Raw genomic sequence first — 17,666 nt, 5'->3', positions numbered from 1 at the left:
ATGGCCGACACTGCGTTTTTAAAGGGCGTCGGCTACGGTCGGCGCTATCCTTCCCCGCCCTGAAGGACGGGGCTTGCCGCGCCTTTTGGTCAGGGGATCGCCTCAAAGCAGCTTGAAACAGCCACAACCCACCTCTAACCAAAGCTGATCCGGAGCAGGGAGAAATCATCCTCAAAGTCCGTCCGCCCCTGAAAGGATTGGGCCTCATGGATCACCTGATCCAGGCCACCGTCAGCGCTCTTGCTCAGCAGGGCTATCAAATTGTCCAGCCCCCAGAGTTCTCTCTGCGGGTTTATGACTTCGTAAACTCCATCGCTGAACAGGTAGAGATGGCTGTTCTCCGGGATCCGCACCTGATCCCTTTGAAAAGTGAGGTCGGGCAAAATGCCAATGGGCAAGTTGGCAGTCTTCAGCAGGAGCGAATCCTGACCCTGGATGAGCAGGGCAGGTGGGTGGCCGGCACTGGCAAAAGAGAGCAGACGGGATCCCGGCTGATAAACCCCATACCAAAGGGTGAAGTACATCTCATGGTGGGATCCCATTTGAAAAGAGTGGTTGAGGGCGCGCAAGACCGCGTCCGGCTGGCGGGGATCGGCATCGGCCAAGCCTTGAGTGCGCAACTGGTTCATCACCGACACCGACAACAGAGCGGATCCCACCCCATGCCCCGACACATCCAGCAGATAGATGGCCAGGTGCTCCTCATCCAGCCAATGATAGTTAAACGAATCTCCCCCCAATTCCTGGGAGGGCAAAAAGCGCCACTCGAGAGCCACTTTGCAGTCGGGGAAATAGGCTGGCTCCGGCAGGAGGGAACGCACATAGCTGGCCGCCTCGGCCAATTCTGCCCGTAACCTGGCCGTTTGCTGCTGCAGGTCATAGCTGAGCTGGTGTAAGCGTAATCCGGCTCGCACACGTGCCCGCAACTCATTGGGGTCGATGGGCTTGCTTAGAAACTCATCTGCTCCGGCATCCAGGCCCTGGATGCGGTCTTCCACCTCAGTGCGGGCGGTGAGCAAAATAAAAAACGTCGTGGAAAACTTGGGATCGGCTTTGATGCGTCGGCAAACCTCCAGCCCATCCATGTCCGGCATCATCCAGTCACAGATGATCAGCCCCGGCACCAGCAGGTGGGCTTGCTCCAGCCCCTCGGAACCGTTGCTGGCCATCTCCACGGTGTAGCCCTGTCGTTCCAGGGATCGCTTCAACACCAGCCGAATCGTCGGATCGTCGTCGACAATCAAAATGGCCGCCATGACCGCTGCACCCCAATCCCAAAGTCAAAACGCATCCAAACCCAACTCCAGCCCAATACCCCATACTGGTAGGCAGACCTTTTATCGTAGCTTAGGCGTTGCGTCAGGAAAACCAGCTCGGCAAGCAGTCCACGACAAAGGGGTGAAGCCTCAGCAGCCTCATCCATCAGAGCTGAAGGTACGTATCGATTTGTGGATCCTCAAAACCGTGGTTGCACGCTACCCAAAAGCTAACCGTTTCCAGATACTGGTGGCGGGAGACAATTCGAGGCAGATTCTGGGCAGATTCTTCTTGAGAGACTTTCATTGGATACAGAGATACAGATCACACTCATCCATCCTTCGCCGACTTAGAGTGAACGTTAAGATTCAATAGCCTTTACCGCATGAGCACATCTCCCCCATCCTTATCTCCTTCCGCCGTTCAGGATTCGCGGGCGAGCTTGCCTCCGGGACCTAGCGAAGCTCACAGGGGAGAAATTCGGCTGGAGGACTTGGACGAGAAGCAATTGTTGGCCTCCCTATCGTCGGTGGTGTTAAACCCGGCAGCTTGGAGTTGCTTCAGCGTCAGTGAAACCAGTCGCCTGCTACGCCCCCTGCAAATCTGCCCTGACTTGACGGGAACTCTTGTTCTCTCCCCAGGGGCCACTGCCGAAGTGGTCTATAAGTTCCTGCTGAGCGATGGTCGGATCGGAACCATGAAGGGGCTGATCTCCATCGAAGACTTCCGCAGCGAGCGGCTGCGCTCCGTTTACGATCAGCTTCACATCGAAAAGATTATACCGGTCTTCACCGAGTCGGTTGTGGTGCAAATCATCGACCATTTGAAACCGATTTTTGCCCGTGACTTGGATGAGCTGCTTTGGCAAGAAAGTTTTTACTTTACCCCTCAAGATCTGCGCCAGCAGGAGTTCTTGTTGCGCGGCCTACGGCCCGAGGCGATCCCACGCAGCTTTCGGCCTCACCTGCAAAGGGTCTACACCCAGATTATGAAGGTGTGTCGCAGCTTGCCCAACATCGCCTTCCAACTGTGTCTGCGAGCCTACCTGGAGTACAACGAGGTCAAGAACAGGCATCTGCTGGCGCTTCTGCTCAGCAAGTATTTTTACACGCTCTACCGCATCGGCGGGCTGGACGGTTGGGAAAGTGGGGATCCGGTGGAGCTGGGATCCCTGCGCTCCTCCAATCGGCAGGCTCGACTCCAGGCTCTTGCTCGCCTTCTAACCCTGGACAACGACAGCGACGCTCCCCTGGTGGGCATTGGGGGCAGCGGGCTGGGGGGCAGCTATTTCAGCGGGGAACGGGAGCCTGCCGGCGTTGAGATGGTGAGCTCAGAAGAGATTGAAAAGCTGCGGCAAGATGTGGAGGTGGCCCGCGGCCAGATCGCCGAGGCCCAGCAATTGGTGGCCCAATATCAGGAGGAGAAAAAACAGGAACTGCTCAACCGCCTTCAGGATCCGGGAAAGTTTCTCCTCTTCAGCATTCATCAGTTTTTTGACACCCTCTTCGGATCCCTGCCCGGAGAAGTGAAAAGCGAGTACGGGGCAGTTTGGGTGCCGCGCACCTCCTACTTGGATGAGAAGGAGCGAGATGAGCTGACAGAGCATTTGCGCCTGATCACCAGCGAGGCCTATTTGGTCAGCGTTCCCTCTGCCGAGGCCACCCTCATCGGCTATTGGCGAGTTTTGGCCGATTCCTTCTACAACCAATGGGTTTTGAATCAGTACAAGCAGTTGCAAAGCTATGGAGTGGATCTGGAGCAACAGGGCATCCAGATTCTGGAACGAGAACGATTCCTGGATGAGGTTCAGTTGCGCTTTGCCGCCCGCCACCGAGAAATCGTCACCCAAAATGTGGAGAAGATCACCCAAATTGTGGTGGATAGCCTGGCCAAGCGGGTGGCCCTCAACACCGGCCAGCAAAGTTTTCAGGCTATGCGGGCCAAGTTGACCACCGTTTTGGATATGGACATTTCCCGCAAAGACGTGGGGGAAGTCAAGCGGCTGATCGACTACTTTACGGATGTGTTTTTGGGCAAGCGGGAGGAGCTGCGCTCCCCCTATCCGGTGGGCACGATTTTACAAGTCAAGGCGGCCATTGAGGCTCGCCCCCCCGATAGCCGCACCCGCATTGGTCTGGAAATTTTGGGTCAGCTCTACCGCGAGTACGTTCCCCTGCTGGGATCCGCACCGAAATAGGAACGGGGGCATAGCGGGGGATCCCGTAGGCCGACAGGTTTTGGGCACAATGGGGACTGGCGCGCTGTCTAGATGGAGATTCCCCATGCGCTACCGCCAGCTTGGCCACAGCCCTTTGCAAGTTTCCGAGATCTGCCTGGGCACCATGACCTTTGGGCAGCAGAATACTTTGTCTGAGGCTTTCGAACAGCTCGACTACGCGGTGGAGCACGGGATCAACTTCATCGATACCGCCGAGATGTACCCGGTGCCGGCGCGGGCGGAAACCCAGGGATCCACCGAGCGCTACATCGGCGAGTGGCTGCAACACCAACCGCGGCATCGCCTGATCCTGGCCACCAAGATCACCGGCCCTGGTCGGCCCTGGCATTGGATTCGCGGCGGATCCCTGTCCATTACCCGCGACAACCTCAAGCAGGCGGTGGCCGGCAGCCTCAAGCGCCTGAAGACCGACTACATCGACCTCTACCAGATCCACTGGCCGGATCGCTACGTGCCCCTGTTTGGGGGCGTTGCCTACGATCCCAGCCAGGAGCGGCCCACCGTTCCCATTGCCGAGCAGTTGCAGGCTCTGGCGGAATTGGTGCAAGAGGGTCTCATTCGCTACATCGGCCTGAGCAACGAAACCCCTTGGGGGGTGAGCAAGTTCTGCCAGGTGGCCGAGCAACTGGGGTTGCCCAAGGTGGTCTCGATTCAGAATGCCTACAGCCTCATCAACCGCACGTTTGAAATGGGCCTGGCGGAAGTCTGCCGCCACGAGCAGGTGGGCTTGCTGGCCTACAGCCCGCTCGGATTTGGGCTGCTGACGGGCAAATATCTGGGGGGGGTGAAGCCGCCGGGATCCCGTTTGGCCTTGTTTGAAGGCTTTGGCCAGCGGTACCGCAAGCCGAATGTGGAAGAAGCGGTGGCCGCCTATGTGCAAATTGCCCGCCGGCACGGTCTGACACCGGCCCAGTTGGCTTTGGCCTTTGTGCGCAGCCGCTGGTTTGTCACCAGCACCATCATTGGGGCCACCAGCCTGACCCAACTCAAAGAGAACCTCAGTTGCCTGGATGTGGAGCTGTCCCCGCAGCTCCTGGCGGAGATCGAGGCGGTGCACCAGCGCTACCCCAATCCTGCCCCCTGAAAGGTTGGCGAAACCGACGGCCAAATAGAACTTTTCAGAAGGTTTCCTCGTCTGGATGTGCGGTTTGGATCATCCTCTCCTACACTTCTGTCCGGCCAACTTCCAGGGCCCCTCCCAACCGAGAGTGGGGATCCAAGACTGTAAATCCCGTACCCAGAACCTGAGGTGTGAACGATGCGTGAGCTTTCCCTTTGGCAGGGCTGGAAGACTGCGGCTCTGGTGATCAGTTGCAGCAGCTTGGCCTGGCTTGGGGATCCCGCTTGGGCCCAACTTTCTGATATCAGCACCTATTGGGGTGCCCAGTACATTGCTGGGTTGAATGAACGGCAGATCATCGGCGGCTTCCCGGATGGCACCTTTCGTCCCAACGAGTCCATCACCCGTGCCCAATTTGCCGTCATTGTCACCAAAGCTTTTGGCCTAGATACCAACGTTCCTGTGCGCTCCTTTGCCGATCCCATTCCCAGTTGGGCGGCTCCCTCCATCGGCGCGGCGGCAGCGGCAGGGTTTGTTTCCGGCTTTCCGGACGGCACCTTTCGTCCCAACGATGTGCTCACCCGTGCACAAGCCATCACCGTCCTAACCCGTGCAGCCACCAACGGCAGGCTCATCGAAGATGCCGGCCAAATTGACGCGATCCTGGCCGGGTTTGGCGATGCCAATTTGGTTCCCAACTTTGCCCGCGCCCCCATCGCGACAGCGGTTCAGGAAGGGCTGTTGGTGCTCTACCCCAACCCCACTCAATTGAATGCCCAGGCGGTGGCCACGCGGGGGGAAGTGGCTGCCCTTACCTACCAAGCGCTGGCCAAGGTGGGTCGAGTACCCAATTTGGATCCGCCGGTGGGGGCTGCCATCCCCGGCCCTGGGATCCGTACCGAGCTCCTTGCCCAGGTCACTCCTACGCCCGAACCCCTGACCACGCCAGACATTCCCATTGAGCCTCTGGTAGAAACGCTGCCCGCCGCCCCAGAGGTGAGAACCTTCTTTGCCCGCGAAGAGCTGGGATCTGTAAACCCAGGAGATACGATTACCGTGTTTTTGCTGGGATCCCCAGGGGCGCAGGGATCGTTTTCCATCCCCGGCATTGCCTACAACCTGCCACTGCAGGAAACCCGCCCAGGGCAATACGAGGGCAGCTACACCTTCCGCAGCCAAGACCGGGCCTCAGAAGCGCCTGTTTTTGCCCGCTTGGAGCGGGATGGACTGGTAACCCTGGTGCAGCTGCCGGATAAGACCATCACCATCGGGCGGGTGACCGACACCACCTTCCCCACCATCAGCGAACTGGCCCCTCCCAACGGATCCCTAACCGACAACTCTCGCCCCTCCATCTCAGCCCGTTTCCAGGACGACCAGGGAATCGACCTCAATAGCTTTACCTTGCTGGTGAACAATGTGGATGTCACCGCCCAAGCCCAGCTCACCCGCACCGGCTTCGCCTACACCCCAGCCGAGCCGCTGCCCACCGATCGACCGACCTTAATTGCCGTCCAAATTGCCGATACCAGCGGCAACACCACCATCCAGCAGTGGTCTTTCCAGGTGCAGGCCGCCCAGCCCACTGCCACACCGACCCCAACACCAACCCCAACACCAGCAGCGACACCCACACCGACCCCAACGCCGACTCCAGCTCTGACCCCAACGCCAACCCCAACACCGGTAGCTACGCCTACTCCCACACCCACGCCGGAAGCTACACCCACCCTGACTTCAACACCGACCCCCACACCCACTCCGACTCCACAGCCTGGCGGGGAGCCTTCACCTTCTCCTTCTCCAGAAGGACGGTCTCCTGCAGAACCCAAGCCGGAGTCCAGCCCCGAGGCTCAGGAGAGTGAGGCTACAGAGTCTCCTAAGCCAGAATCCCCAGCCCCCCAGCCAGGGGATCCCGGCGGACCGACTCCTTCTCCTTCCCCCAGCCCCTAGGGAAAACTCGATCCAGACCCCGAACAGGCTCAATAGTGTTTTAAGAGCTTCCGATCCCTTAATACCTACTAAATCTAGTGGGCACAAGCGGGGCAGGATGTTAAGCTACTGCCAGTTGCGACCGGATGGGATCCATGAGCTCAACCTTGCAGCCGTTCCTGCATTTGTTGCAGAGGAGTTCCTTTTGGGGGGTGTTGATAGCCGGTGCCGTTACCCCGGTTGCTGCTCAGCAGTTCGAGTTCACCCCTCAGCCGGTGCCCCCCAGGGGGGATCCCGTCCCTACCTTGCCCTTGCTGAGTGCTCCGCCCTCCCCCAGCTCTGCCGCCCCACCGGCCCTACCGCCTGTACCTCAGGTGCCGCAAATGCCGCTGGATCCCACAGCTCCGGCCTTGGATCCGATCCCGGTGGTGCCCGTTCCAGCGGCCCCAGGTGGACAACTCCCCCAAGGCGAGGCCTATTCCTATCAACGTCGGCCCGACCTCAGTCCAGGTGGGGATCTCCCTGGAGCCACGCGGGGCGAGCTGCCTGCCGGCACCCGTATTCTCCTCACGGTCTACCGCCCCATCACCTTCCAGCCCTACCAGGCCATCAACGGCCACCTGGAAGTCTCCGAGCCGGTGGTGGATCGCTTTGGCCAGGTGGTGATCCCGGCAGGGAGTGTGGTGTGGGGCACTTTTGAGCCGGTTTACCGAGAACTGAAGTTGTCTGGCCGGGAGGCGGAGAGCGCCGATCCCCAAGAGCGGGTCGTCGGCAGCCGCTTTGTGGCCAACCGCCTCACCATCGGCTCTTCCACCTACTTGGTGAGAGGCCAATCTGCGCCGCTACCAGTCGGGTTGGATCGCAACGCCGATGTCGGCACAACTGTAGCCCGCGGGGCAGGCTATGGGGCAGCAGGTGGGTTGGCCTTGGGGATCCTCACGGGGGGATGGGGCTTTTTGCCGATCTTGGCCGGCAGCTTGGCAGGTGCTGCGGCAGGCAGTACCAATATCGACCGGGTGGTGACGCTACAGCCCAATACGTTGGTGGAGCTGGAACTGACCGATAGCCTGATCATCCAATAACTGGTCAACGCTCTCTTGCGCTGGGGCAGGTCAGTAGAGTAGAAGAGAGCACCCTCAATTGCTTCCATGGCCTTCTGGATCTACGTTGTGCCCCCGCTGGCCGGGCTGGTGATCGGCTATTTCACCAACGACATTGCCATCAAAATGCTGTTCCGGCCCTACCGCCCCTATCGGGTTTTCGGCTGGCGCATCCCCTTTACCCCCGGCCTGATCCCGCAGAACCAGCCTCGTCTGGCCAAGCAGATCGCCAAGACCATCATGGGATCCCTGCTCACGCCGGAGGAACTGCACAATCTGGCCCGTAAGCTGCTGCAAACCGAGCGCATGCAAGCAGGGATCCGCTGGCTGCTGGGGGTAGCCCTGGATCGGCTGCAAAACCCTGAGCAACAGCAGCAAACTGCTCAGGTGTTGGCGCGCATTTTAGCCGACCTGTTTAACGAGTCGTTGCCCCGCCTGGTGAAGGTGCTTGCCCGCCAAGAAACCTTTTTGGAAGGGCCCATTAACCAACTGTTTGACCAGGTGTTGCTGGAGCTGCGCCTCAGCAGCGAGCAGGCTAAGCAGCTCTCGGAGTGGATCCTGAAGCAGGCGCTGCCCCCAAAGGTGTTGCGGCAGAACTTGGTGGACTTTCTCACCGATCGCAACATCGAATCCCTTGACGAGGAGTTTCGTGAACGAGCGACCGGCTCCTACTGGGTGGTGGCCAACTTGTTCGGCCTGAAAAATGCCCTGTTGCGCCTGCGCACCTATTGTCTAGAAGAGCCGGAAGGGGCAGAAGCCATCTTGGAAGATCTGCTCAAAGACATCAACGCCTCCCGCCGCCTGACCGAGATCCTGCAGAACCTCTCGCTGCAAAACCTGCCGGTTTCCGCCGTGCGTCAGTTGCGCCGTGCCCTCCGCGACGGGATCCAAGATTACCTGCGCAGCCAAGGGCCAGAGGTTATCAAAGGGCTGGGGGAGACCATCGATTGGGAAAAAGTGGCCAGCCTGGTGTTGGGACGCCTGCGCAACTCCAAGGCGTTGATCACCTCCATCGATCAGATCAGCGCCGACCTGGCTTTGGTCTTGGAGCGCTACCTAGAACGGGATCTCGAATCCCTGATGATGCAGGTGATCCCGGTGTTGAACCTGGATCAGGTCATTGCCGATAAAGTCAACGCCACCTCCCCTGCCGACCTGGAGCAGGCCATCCAGCAGATCGTGCGCCAAGAACTCCAGGCCATCGTCAACTTAGGCGGCCTCCTCGGCTTTTTGGTGGGCTGTGTGCAGGTGCTGTTCTTGCTGGGCTGACGAGTTTGGGTTGGGCTTTGACTTTGGCTATGATATGAGAATGCGATTAACAATTCTCCACACTTCGGATCTCCATGCCAATCTACATCCCTGGAACTACTTCACCGGGATCCCTGCGGAGCACGGTTTAGCCAAGCTGGCCACCCTCATCAAGCGCGTGCGAGCAGCCAGTGAGGATCCCGTCCTGCTCATCGACAGCGGCGACACCATTCAGGGATCCCCTTTAGGCAGCTACTATGCGCAAGTGGAGCGCGTCTCTCCCCACCCCTTGGCCCATGCCCTCAACGCCTTGGGCTACGACGCCTTTACCCCCGGCAACCACGACTTTAACTTTGGGCTGCAAGTTCTCCAGGATTTTATCGGCGATCTCCGCTGTCCGGTGCTCTGCGCCAACATCCTCCGCCAGAATGGGGATCCCCTCTTCCAGCCCTACCTGATCCGGGAATTGGCCGGGGTTCGCGTTGGCTTGCTAGGGCTGACCACCCCCCGCATCGACACCTGGGAGCGACCCGACTACATTGCGGGGCTGCGCTTTGCCCCCTTGTTGGAGACCGCCCGACACTACCTGTCGCTGCTGCGACCTCAGGTGGATGTTTTGATCTTGATCCTGCACAGCGGCCCCAACCAATTGCCCCCCCTGCGCACCCCTGAGCATTGGCACAACCCAGATCGCTCCGGCTGGTGCAGCAACAAAAGCCTGGCAGGGGAAAACGAACTGTTGGCCCTGGCCGAACTGGACGGCATTGACGTCATCCTCTCCGGCCATACCCACCAGACCATCGCCGGTCTGGGGGGATCCCCAGCTCTAGTGGTGCAGCCCGGCTATTGGGGCAGCCACCTCTCCCAGGTATCCCTGGAGCTGGAGCGCCAGGGCAGCCGCTGGCAAATCATCAGCAAAAGCGCACAGCTCCTCTCCGCCGAAGGGATCCCTCCCGATCCCGAACTCTTGGCCTTGACAGAGCCCTATCATCAAGCCACCCTGCGCTACATCCGTCAGCCCATTGGCCAAGCCCGTTCTGCCTATAGCGGCGGTCTGGCAGCCCGTCTGGGGGCCAACCCTCTGGCAGAGCTGCTCCATCAGGCCCAATTGCAAGCAGTGCGGGAGGCAGGATTCCCCGCAGAGCTCTCCCTGGTCAACATCTGCAGCAGCGCCGGCCTGTCAGCAGGCCCCATCTCCCTGCAAGATGCCTACAGCCTCACCGTCTACGACAACACCCTCTGCGTTTTGGAGATCACCGGAGATATTCTGCGGCGCGCCCTGGAACAGACTGCCGGCTATTTTCGCCAGTTGGATCCCAATCACCTTCCCGCCGATCCTGCTGCCGTCGTGGCCCCCGAAGCCCGCGGCTACACCTTCGACCTCTACCACGGCATCGACTACTGCTTCGATCTCACCCGCCCCGTAGGAAAGCGCCTGGTGACCTTACAATTCCGCGGACAGCCGGTGGAACCAGCACAGACCTTTCGCCTGGCCATTAACCACTACCGAGCCGGCGGCGGCGGCGGTTACAGCATGTTCCAAGAAGCCCAAACCCTGTGGATCTCAGCCGATAGCATCCGCGACTTTCTGGTCTACTATATTCACACCCACTCCCCCATTCAACCCATCTACAGCCCCAACTGGCGCCTAATCCCCGACTTGGCCAAGATCTACTTCCCCGATTGCCTGGGCCGGCCACGGGAACATCTGCTGGTCGGCTAGGAAAGAAAAGATATTGACTTCAACTGGCTGAAAGAGAACCCGGTAGAATACGATCAACACAGAGCCTGGTTTGGCTGAGTGCAGCGGCGGTTTTGAAACTGCCAAACTGGGGATATCCGAGTCACTGCTCATTGCTAACACTTGCCGACATCGCCCATGACTGCCGAAGAGAAGCAACCGATGGCCCCAGAAGATACCTATCCTGAACTACAGGAAGAAGAGATCGACGTAGAGGCAGAGCTGGAGAAGCTGATTTTGGAAGATAGCGAAGCAGAAGCCGGTACCTCCTCCGGAGAAACCGCAGCTGAGCCTTCTCCAGATCCCGGTGAAGCTCTCAAGCAGCTCCAGCACGAGTTGGAAGTTGTCCGCCAGCAACTCAAAGAGAAAGAAGACGCCTACCTGCGCCTCTACGCCGATTTTGAAAACTACCGGCGGCGTACCCAGCGGGAAAAAGAAGAGTTCAGCCAAAAAGAACGGCAGAAATTTGTGCTGGAGATCTTGCCTGTTGTGGACAGCTTTGAGCGGGCTCAGCAGCAGCTGAAGCTGGAAACCGACCGCGAGCGGGAGTTGCACAACAGCTACCAGAGCGTCTACCGCCTGCTGGTGGAATGCCTGAAGAAGATGGGCGTCTCCCGCATGAAATCGGTGGGCCAGCCCTTCGACCCCAACCTGCACGAAGCCATAGCCCGTCAGCCCAGCCCAGACTATCCCGAGGATGTGGTAGCCATCGAATATCAGCCAGGTTACAAGCTGGGGGACTTGGTGATCCGTCATGCCATGGTGGCCGTCTCGGCGGGCAGCCCCAGCTCTGAACCATCCCCCCCAGCCCAAGCCACCATCGAAGCTGGTCCGGAAAACACGCCCGCCTCTCCCCAAAACCCCCAACCTTCCTAGCCGAACTTGCTCACTTGAACCTTGACAAACAGAGCCAGAGCAGTCTCAGAAACGCTACAGTAAAGCTACGGAGACGAAAGCAACGTCTGAAGGTTTCTGCGGGATTCTGGGCAGAATGCTTTTAAGATCCGTGGAATCGCGTTCTTGGGTTGAGACTTGGCGCACGGGGAGAGGGGGCTATGGGTAAAGTCATCGGGATTGACCTGGGAACCACCAACAGTTGCGTGGCGGTTTTGGAAGGTGGTCAGCCCGTTGTGATCACCAACGCCGAGGGAGGGCGCACCACCCCCAGCATTGTCGGCTTCGCCAAGAACAACACCCGCTTGGTGGGCCAACTGGCCAAGCGCCAGGCGGTTACCAATGCCGAAAACACCATCTTCAGCATCAAACGCTTCATTGGCCGCACCTTTGCCGAGACCGAAGATGAGCGGAGGCGGGTTCCCTACAAGGTCATCCCCGGTCGAGACAACATGGTGGAAGTGGCGGTGCAAGATCGCGCCTACACTCCGCAGGAGATCTCCGCCATGATCCTGCAAAAGCTGAAGGCCGATGCGGAGGCCTATCTGGGGGAGCCGGTGACCCAAGCCGTGATCACCGTTCCCGCCTATTTTACCGATGCCCAGCGGCAGGCCACCAAAGATGCGGGCACCATTGCCGGCCTGGAGGTGCTGCGCATCATCAACGAGCCGACAGCAGCCGCCCTGGCCTATGGCCTAGACAAACAAGATCAAGACCTACGCATTCTGGTTTTCGATTTGGGTGGCGGCACCTTCGACGTCTCGGTGCTGCAACTGGGCAGCGGGGTGTTCGAGGTGCAGGCGACCGCCGGCAACAACCACCTGGGGGGGGATGATTTCGACCAAAGAATTGTCGATTGGCTCATCCGTCAGTTTTTGGAGACGGAAGGGATCGACCTCTCGCGGGATCGCATGGCCCTGCAGCGGATGCGGGAGGCTGCTGAGAAGGCCAAAATTGAGCTGTCCAGCACCCAGGTTACACTCATTAACCTGCCTTTTATCACCGCCGACGATTCGGGGCCCAAGCACCTGGAAGTGGAGCTGACCCGCGGCAAGTTTGAGGAGTTGGTGCGGGATCTGGTGGAGGCCACCGTGGAGCCTACAGAACAGGCGCTGCGGGATGCTGGCCTCTCCCCTGCAGACATCGACCGCGTGCTGCTGGTGGGCGGCTCTACTCGTATTCCCGCTGTCCAGGAGAAAATTCGGCAAATCTTCGAAAAAAACCCAGATCGCTCCGTCAACCCGGACGAGGCGGTGGCCCTTGGCGCTGCCATCCAGGCAGGCGTGGTGGGTGGAGAAGTGAAAGATCTACTGCTGCTGGACGTGATCCCTCTCTCGATTGGGGTGGAAACGCTGGGGGGAGTCTTCACCCGCATCATCGAGCGCAACACCACCATTCCCACCAGTAAAACCCAGATTTTCTCCACTGCCACCGATGGCCAGAGTGTGGTGGAGATTCACGTCCTGCAGGGAGAGCGGGCCATGGCCAAAGACAACAAAACCTTGGGCCGCTTTCAGCTGACCGGGATCCCGCCGGCTCCCCGTGGGGTGCCCCAGATCGAGGTTTCTTTTGACATCGATGCCAACGGGATCTTGAAAGTCTCGGCTCGGGAAAAGGGGACAGGAATCGAGCAGAGCGTCAAGATCACCAACAACGGTGGCTTGAGCAGCAGCGAGATCGAGCGAATGCGTCGGGAAGCGGAGGCCTATGCCGAAGAAGATCAGCGCCGGCGGCAGTTGGTGGAAGCCCGCAACCAGTCAGATAGCCTGCTCTACAACTACGACAAAACCCTGCAGGAGCATGGCAATCGTCTCAGCGAAGCTCGAATCCAGCGGGGGGCTCAAGTGGCGGGCACATTGAGGGCATTGCTGGCAAATGATAACGTAGACTTAGCAACTTTACGGAACGCAATGGAAGAACTGCGGGCTGTCCTGCTGGAGATGGGTAGCGAGATCTATGGAGCTCGCTGAGGATTCTAGGCAACTGCTTGCTCTCCCCCAGCTCCGGTGCCTTGTAGGTCTGCTTCGGTTGTGCTGCCTGACAAGTTGCATCTCAAGTGTGTCTGATGTTTTGATCTTTAACCTCTTCTGAAGCGCTTCTATGGCTCGCGACTACTATGAAATCTTGGGGGTTAGCCGCGATAGCTCCAAAGAGGAGATCAAGCGCGCCTATCGACGGTTGGCTCGTAAGTACCACCCGGATGTCAACAAGGAGCCAGGCGCCGAGGAGCGCTTCAAGGAGATCAACCGTGCCTATGAGGTGCTCTCTGATAATGAGCTGAAAGCCCGCTACGATCGCTTTGGAGAGGCGGGTTTGAGTGGAGCTGCCGCGGCAGCAAGTGGATTCCAGGATTTTGCGGGGATGGGTGGCTTTGCCGACATTTTCGAGAGCTTTTTCACCAACTTTGCAGGGGCAGGAGCCAGCTATGCCCGCAGTCGCCAGGGGCCGGTACGGGGCGATGATCTGCGCTTTGACCTCAAACTGGAGTTTCTGGAAGCCATCTTCGGCGGCGAAAAGCAGATTCGCATCAGCCACTTGGAAGTCTGCAATGTCTGTGGAGGCAGCGGGGCTAAGCCCGGTACGGAGGTGAAAACTTGCCCCACCTGCGGGGGCAGTGGTCAGGTGCGGCGGGCAACCCGCACGCCGTTCGGCAACTTTACCCAGGTCTCGGTTTGTCCCACCTGTGGTGGCAGCGGTCAGGTGTTGGAGGAGCCCTGCTACAACTGCAATGGCGAGGGCTTGGCCCAAACCACGAAGAAACTGCGCATTAACATTCCAGCCGGCGTGGATAGTGGCACCCGTTTGCGGGTTTCTGGGGAAGGCGATGCCGGTCGACGCGGTGGCCCGCCCGGGGATCTCTACGTCTACCTATTCGTGGAACCGGATCCCGACTTCCAGCGAGATGGCCTGACCATTCTCTCGGAGGTGCGGGTGAGCTATTTGCAGGCCATCTTGGGGGCCAAGGTCTCTGTGCCCACCGTGGACTCGAAAGCCGGCCTGGAGGAGGAGGTGGAGCTGACCATCCCAGCCGGATCCCAGCCGGGTACAGTGCTGACCCTGGAGGGCAAGGGGGTACCTCGCATTGGCAACCCGATGTCTCGGGGCGACCACCAAATCACCTTGGTGGTGGAGATCCCCACCCGCATCAGCTCAGAAGAGCGGGAATTGCTCATGCGCCTGGCTGAGCTGCACGGAGAACGCATCAACAAGCGGGATGGTTTCTTGGGCGGGTTGTTGCGGGGGCTGGCCCAGATGCCTGGCAACCGGGAGCGTGAGGAAGAATGACTGCAGAGGCTGTTTCGTCGGAAGAGGTCAAGTTTATCCTTGACCAGCGCGGGATCCCTTGCCCACTTAACTACGTGCGGGCGAAGCTGCGCCTGGAGCGCATGGCTCCTGGAGAATTGCTGGAGCTATGGCTGGATGCGGGAGAACCCCTGGAGCAGGTGCCCAACAGTCTAGCCATGGCCGGGCATCGGATTGAGGGACAGGCAGCTTCCCCCGAAGGCCATTACATTCTCTGGGTGCGTCGCGGCACGCCTGCGTCGCCATGAGCCCGGTGAAACCAGAAGGAAAGGGGGATCCGGGATCCAGTTGTACCGGCTGGGTGCGAGCAGCGCAGGCCAACTTTTATCGCGTGCGGATCGATCCGAGTTTGGCCGCCCTTTTTCCCGAGATCCCGGCTCAGTTTCCGGCTCAAAAGCCCACCCCGGCGGAGATTCTCTGTACCTGTCGGGCCAAGCTGAAAAAAACGGGCCAGCAGGTGATGGTGGGGGACTGGGTGGAGGTGCGCTTGCCGCCTGCTGCCGCCGACCTCTGGCCGGAGCGGGGGGTGATCGAGGCGATCCTGCCGCGGCGCACTCAGCTGCCTCGACCCGCTATTGCCAACGCGACCCAAGTTCTGGTGGTGGTGGCCCTGGCCGAGCCCGACCCTGAGCCCAACGCCCTCAGTCGTCTGCTGGTGCAAGCCGAGGCCAGCCAACTGCGGGTTCAGGTGGTGTTGAACAAATGCGACTGCGTGGATCCAGAAGTGGCGACAACTTGGGTGGAGCGTCTGCAGAGGTGGGGATATGAGCCTCTGTTGGTCAGTGCCCACACCCAAGCTGGGATCCCCCAGTTGCAACAGTGCTGTCGAGATCAGATCTCGGTGGTGACAGGCCCTTCCGGGGTGGGCAAATCCAGCTTGCTCAATCGGCTGCTGCCGGACGTTCGGCTGGCCACTCAGGCCGTCTCCAGACGTTTGGGCCATGGTCGGCACACCACCCGCCATGTGGAGCTGTTTCCTTTGCCGGAAGGCGGTTGGATCGCCGATTCGCCGGGATTCAATGCTGGCGAAGGGATCCCGCCGGTGCATCCTTTGCAGTTGATACGGTGCTTCCCCGAAGTAAGGGATCGCTTGGGCGCCTGTCAGTTTCGCGATTGCCTGCACCATCGAGAGCCGGGCTGTGGGCTCCGAGATCTGGATTGGGAACGACGGACTTTTTACTTGCAGCTTTTGCAAGAAGTCCAGCAGGTGCAAAAGGCATCGGTGGGCCTTATCCAGCCTGGCCAAGATCCCAGTCTCGCCAGAATTGCGCGAAAGACCCCAATCTGAGGACTATAGTCATTCCAAACTAGATTGAGACACTCCTCAAGCATTCCGTGCAGCTTCTGCGACCACTCCCAGCCCCTCTTCCTTTGGGAGAGGGGAGTTAGGAACCAATACACAATACAACAGAAATGTTTCATTCCTGTCTAAAATGACTATAAAACGACCGTAGAATGTCAGGTGGACCAGATCTTGCGGATGGGCAAGGTGAAGCCCGGCAGCACGTCCTCTCCCGATAAGGTTTCCGGATCTTCGACCAATTCCGGCGCTTGCCCTTGTCGGTAGATCATCACCCGCTTGGCCTTGGGATCCAGCAGCCACCCCAGCCGGCAGCCGTTGTCCATGTATTCTTGCATCTTGGCCTGAGTTTGAATCCAAGAGTCGGTGGGCGAGAGGATCTCCACCACAAAATCGGGGCACAGGGGCAAAAATCCTTGACGGACTGAGGGATCCAAAGCTTCCCACTTTTCAATCGGGATCCAGGCCAAATCAGGGGAGCGGTCGCTGCCTGAAGGCAAGGAAAATCCGGTGGAAGAATCAAAGCTTTTCCCTCGGCCCGATTGCCGATTCCAAACATAAACTTCCCCGGCAATTTCAAAGTTAAGATTGCCCGTTTCCCCACCGGTTGGAGACATGATGACCAATTCTCCTTGGGCAGTACGCTCCAGCTTCAGCTCAGGATTGGCGGCACAAAGCCGGATAAAATCTGCTCGGCTGAGGGTTATCAGGGGAGATAGATTCAGAGTCAGAGCAGCCATGGTAGTGTGACTCCGCCTGTTTTTGGCCTATCGCTCAACATTTTTACTGCAGCTGTTTCCAAGGTTGGGAGAGTTCTGCAATTGCGTGGGATCCCTGTCATGCAAGAGATCCATCAGAGTTGGCTGGGTTAAGGGTGTGGAAAAAAGCTGTATCAGGGATCGTAAATCCGTGAAAGCTACTCATATCAAGCCGACCAGATCTTGCGAATGGGCAAGGTGAAGCCCGGCAGCACGTCCTCTCCTGATAGGGTTTCCGGATCTTCGACCAATTCCGGCGCTTGCCCTTGTCGGTAGATCATCACCCGCTTGGCCTTGGGATCCAGCAGCCACCCCAGCCGGCAGCCGTTGTCCATGTATTCTTGCATCTTGGCCTGAGTTTGGATCCAAGAATCGGTGGGCGAGAGGATCTCCACCACAAAATCGGGGCACAAGGGCAAAAATCCTTGACGGACTGAGGGATCCAAAGCTTCCCACTTTTCAATCGGGATCCAGGCCAAATCAGGGGAGCGGTCGCTGCCTGAAGGCAAGGAAAATCCGGTGGAAGAATCAAAGCTTTTCCCTCGGCCCGATTGCCGATTCCAAAGGGTTAAGTCTGTGGTGATTTCGGCATTCCAGTGGCCGGTTTCCCCGCCGGTTGGAGACATGATAACCAATTCTCCTTGAGCGGTACGCTCCAGCTTCAGGTCAGGATTGGCGGCACAAAGCCGAATAAAATCTGCTCGGCTCAGGGTTGTCAGGGGGGATAGATTCAGAGTCAGAGCAACCATGGCAGGCGTTTGGACACTCCTAAACCATTCTTAGAATGAGTCTAATGGGACCTCAGGATTTGCCCTCTGCTCTTAACCAAGCCAC

The 17,666-nt window shown here is 58.9% G+C and carries 14 protein-coding genes; 11 read left to right on the top strand and 3 right to left on the bottom strand.

Translation table 11 applies throughout. The annotated features are described in order from the left end of the window. Positions 1 to 134: 134 nt before the first annotated feature. Positions 135 to 1,256, bottom strand: coding sequence for a PP2C family protein-serine/threonine phosphatase (locus tag ACVWXZ_RS08315; protein WP_457403957.1), 1,122 nt, complete (start codon positions 1,254 to 1,256; stop codon positions 135 to 137). A 443-nt stretch (positions 1,257 to 1,699) separates the two neighbouring features. Between ACVWXZ_RS08315 and ACVWXZ_RS08310 the strand changes: the two genes are divergently transcribed. From ACVWXZ_RS08310 to rsgA, 11 genes are all read left to right on the top strand, one after another. Then, positions 1,700 to 3,454: a hypothetical protein gene (locus ACVWXZ_RS08310; protein WP_457403958.1), complete on the top strand. Its 1,755-nt coding sequence runs from the start codon at positions 1,700 to 1,702 to the stop codon at positions 3,452 to 3,454. A gap of 85 nt (positions 3,455 to 3,539) precedes the next feature. After that, the gene (locus ACVWXZ_RS08305) at positions 3,540 to 4,580 is read left to right on the top strand and encodes an NADP(H)-dependent aldo-keto reductase (RefSeq protein WP_457403960.1); all 1,041 of its coding nucleotides are present in this window, start codon (positions 3,540 to 3,542) and stop codon (positions 4,578 to 4,580) included. Positions 4,581 to 4,754: 174 nt separating this feature from the next. Next, the gene (locus ACVWXZ_RS08300) at positions 4,755 to 6,509 is read left to right on the top strand and encodes an S-layer homology domain-containing protein (protein ID WP_457482380.1); all 1,755 of its coding nucleotides are present in this window, start codon (positions 4,755 to 4,757) and stop codon (positions 6,507 to 6,509) included. Between the two features lie 134 nt (positions 6,510 to 6,643). Continuing rightward, the gene (locus tag ACVWXZ_RS08295) at positions 6,644 to 7,570 is read left to right on the top strand and encodes a hypothetical protein (protein WP_457482379.1); all 927 of its coding nucleotides are present in this window, start codon (positions 6,644 to 6,646) and stop codon (positions 7,568 to 7,570) included. A 66-nt stretch (positions 7,571 to 7,636) separates the two neighbouring features. Then, positions 7,637 to 8,857, top strand: a complete 1,221-nt coding sequence (locus ACVWXZ_RS08290) for a DUF445 domain-containing protein (protein ID WP_011434466.1) — start codon at positions 7,637 to 7,639, stop codon at positions 8,855 to 8,857. A 40-nt stretch (positions 8,858 to 8,897) separates the two neighbouring features. After that, positions 8,898 to 10,559, top strand: coding sequence for a bifunctional metallophosphatase/5'-nucleotidase (locus ACVWXZ_RS08285; RefSeq protein WP_414349860.1), 1,662 nt, complete (start codon positions 8,898 to 8,900; stop codon positions 10,557 to 10,559). Positions 10,560 to 10,715: 156 nt separating this feature from the next. After that, positions 10,716 to 11,453 carry a nucleotide exchange factor GrpE gene (gene grpE, locus ACVWXZ_RS08280; RefSeq protein WP_414407151.1) on the top strand — a complete coding sequence of 246 codons (738 nt, stop codon included), beginning with the start codon at positions 10,716 to 10,718 and terminating at the stop codon, positions 11,451 to 11,453. Between the two features lie 179 nt (positions 11,454 to 11,632). Then, on the top strand, positions 11,633 to 13,441 hold the full coding sequence (gene dnaK, locus ACVWXZ_RS08275; protein ID WP_457482378.1) for a molecular chaperone DnaK: 1,809 nt from the start codon (positions 11,633 to 11,635) through the stop codon (positions 13,439 to 13,441). Positions 13,442 to 13,571: 130 nt separating this feature from the next. Continuing rightward, complete coding sequence (gene dnaJ, locus ACVWXZ_RS08270) at positions 13,572 to 14,756, top strand: molecular chaperone DnaJ (protein ID WP_011434470.1); 1,185 nt, start codon at positions 13,572 to 13,574, stop codon at positions 14,754 to 14,756. Beyond that, positions 14,753 to 15,022 carry a sulfurtransferase TusA family protein gene (locus tag ACVWXZ_RS08265; protein WP_414329168.1) on the top strand — a complete coding sequence of 90 codons (270 nt, stop codon included), beginning with the start codon at positions 14,753 to 14,755 and terminating at the stop codon, positions 15,020 to 15,022. Before dnaJ ends, ACVWXZ_RS08265 begins: the two co-directional genes overlap by 4 nt. Next, entirely contained in the window at positions 15,019 to 16,062 is a 1,044-nt protein-coding gene (gene rsgA, locus ACVWXZ_RS08260; protein WP_457482377.1) for a ribosome small subunit-dependent GTPase A, read from the top strand. Before ACVWXZ_RS08265 ends, rsgA begins: the two co-directional genes overlap by 4 nt. A 170-nt stretch (positions 16,063 to 16,232) precedes the next feature. Here the strand turns inward: rsgA and ACVWXZ_RS08255 are convergent, their stop codons facing one another. Both ACVWXZ_RS08255 and ACVWXZ_RS08250 read right to left on the bottom strand, forming a co-directional pair. After that, positions 16,233 to 16,814 (bottom strand): Uma2 family endonuclease, encoded by a 582-nt coding sequence (locus tag ACVWXZ_RS08255; RefSeq protein WP_414382545.1) that lies wholly within the window; start codon positions 16,812 to 16,814, stop codon positions 16,233 to 16,235. Between the two features lie 185 nt (positions 16,815 to 16,999). Then, complete coding sequence (locus ACVWXZ_RS08250) at positions 17,000 to 17,581, bottom strand: Uma2 family endonuclease (protein WP_011434474.1); 582 nt, start codon at positions 17,579 to 17,581, stop codon at positions 17,000 to 17,002. Positions 17,582 to 17,666: the final 85 nt, after the last annotated feature.

It is taken from the genome of Thermostichus sp. MS-CIW-38 (assembly GCF_054058415.1).
This window is presented reverse-complemented; position numbering and strand designations above follow the sequence as displayed.

Bases quoted from the DNA above. Each gene is read 5' to 3' on its own strand.
- ACVWXZ_RS08295 (WP_457482379.1), top strand. From the start codon at position 6,644: ATGAGCTCAACCTTGCAGCCGTTCCTGCATTTGTTGCAGAGGAGTTCC.
- grpE (WP_414407151.1), top strand. From the start codon at position 10,716: ATGACTGCCGAAGAGAAGCAACCGATGGCCCCAGAAGATACCTATCCT.
- ACVWXZ_RS08255 (WP_414382545.1), bottom strand. From the start codon at position 16,814: ATGGCTGCTCTGACTCTGAATCTATCTCCCCTGATAACCCTCAGCCGA.
- ACVWXZ_RS08290 (WP_011434466.1), top strand. From the start codon at position 7,637: ATGGCCTTCTGGATCTACGTTGTGCCCCCGCTGGCCGGGCTGGTGATC.
- ACVWXZ_RS08285 (WP_414349860.1), top strand. From the start codon at position 8,898: ATGCGATTAACAATTCTCCACACTTCGGATCTCCATGCCAATCTACAT.
- rsgA (WP_457482377.1), top strand. From the start codon at position 15,019: ATGAGCCCGGTGAAACCAGAAGGAAAGGGGGATCCGGGATCCAGTTGT.
- ACVWXZ_RS08300 (WP_457482380.1), top strand. From the start codon at position 4,755: ATGCGTGAGCTTTCCCTTTGGCAGGGCTGGAAGACTGCGGCTCTGGTG.
- ACVWXZ_RS08265 (WP_414329168.1), top strand. From the start codon at position 14,753: ATGACTGCAGAGGCTGTTTCGTCGGAAGAGGTCAAGTTTATCCTTGAC.
- dnaJ (WP_011434470.1), top strand. From the start codon at position 13,572: ATGGCTCGCGACTACTATGAAATCTTGGGGGTTAGCCGCGATAGCTCC.
- ACVWXZ_RS08305 (WP_457403960.1), top strand. From the start codon at position 3,540: ATGCGCTACCGCCAGCTTGGCCACAGCCCTTTGCAAGTTTCCGAGATC.
- dnaK (WP_457482378.1), top strand. From the start codon at position 11,633: ATGGGTAAAGTCATCGGGATTGACCTGGGAACCACCAACAGTTGCGTG.
- ACVWXZ_RS08315 (WP_457403957.1), bottom strand. From the start codon at position 1,256: ATGGCGGCCATTTTGATTGTCGACGACGATCCGACGATTCGGCTGGTG.
- ACVWXZ_RS08250 (WP_011434474.1), bottom strand. From the start codon at position 17,581: ATGGTTGCTCTGACTCTGAATCTATCCCCCCTGACAACCCTGAGCCGA.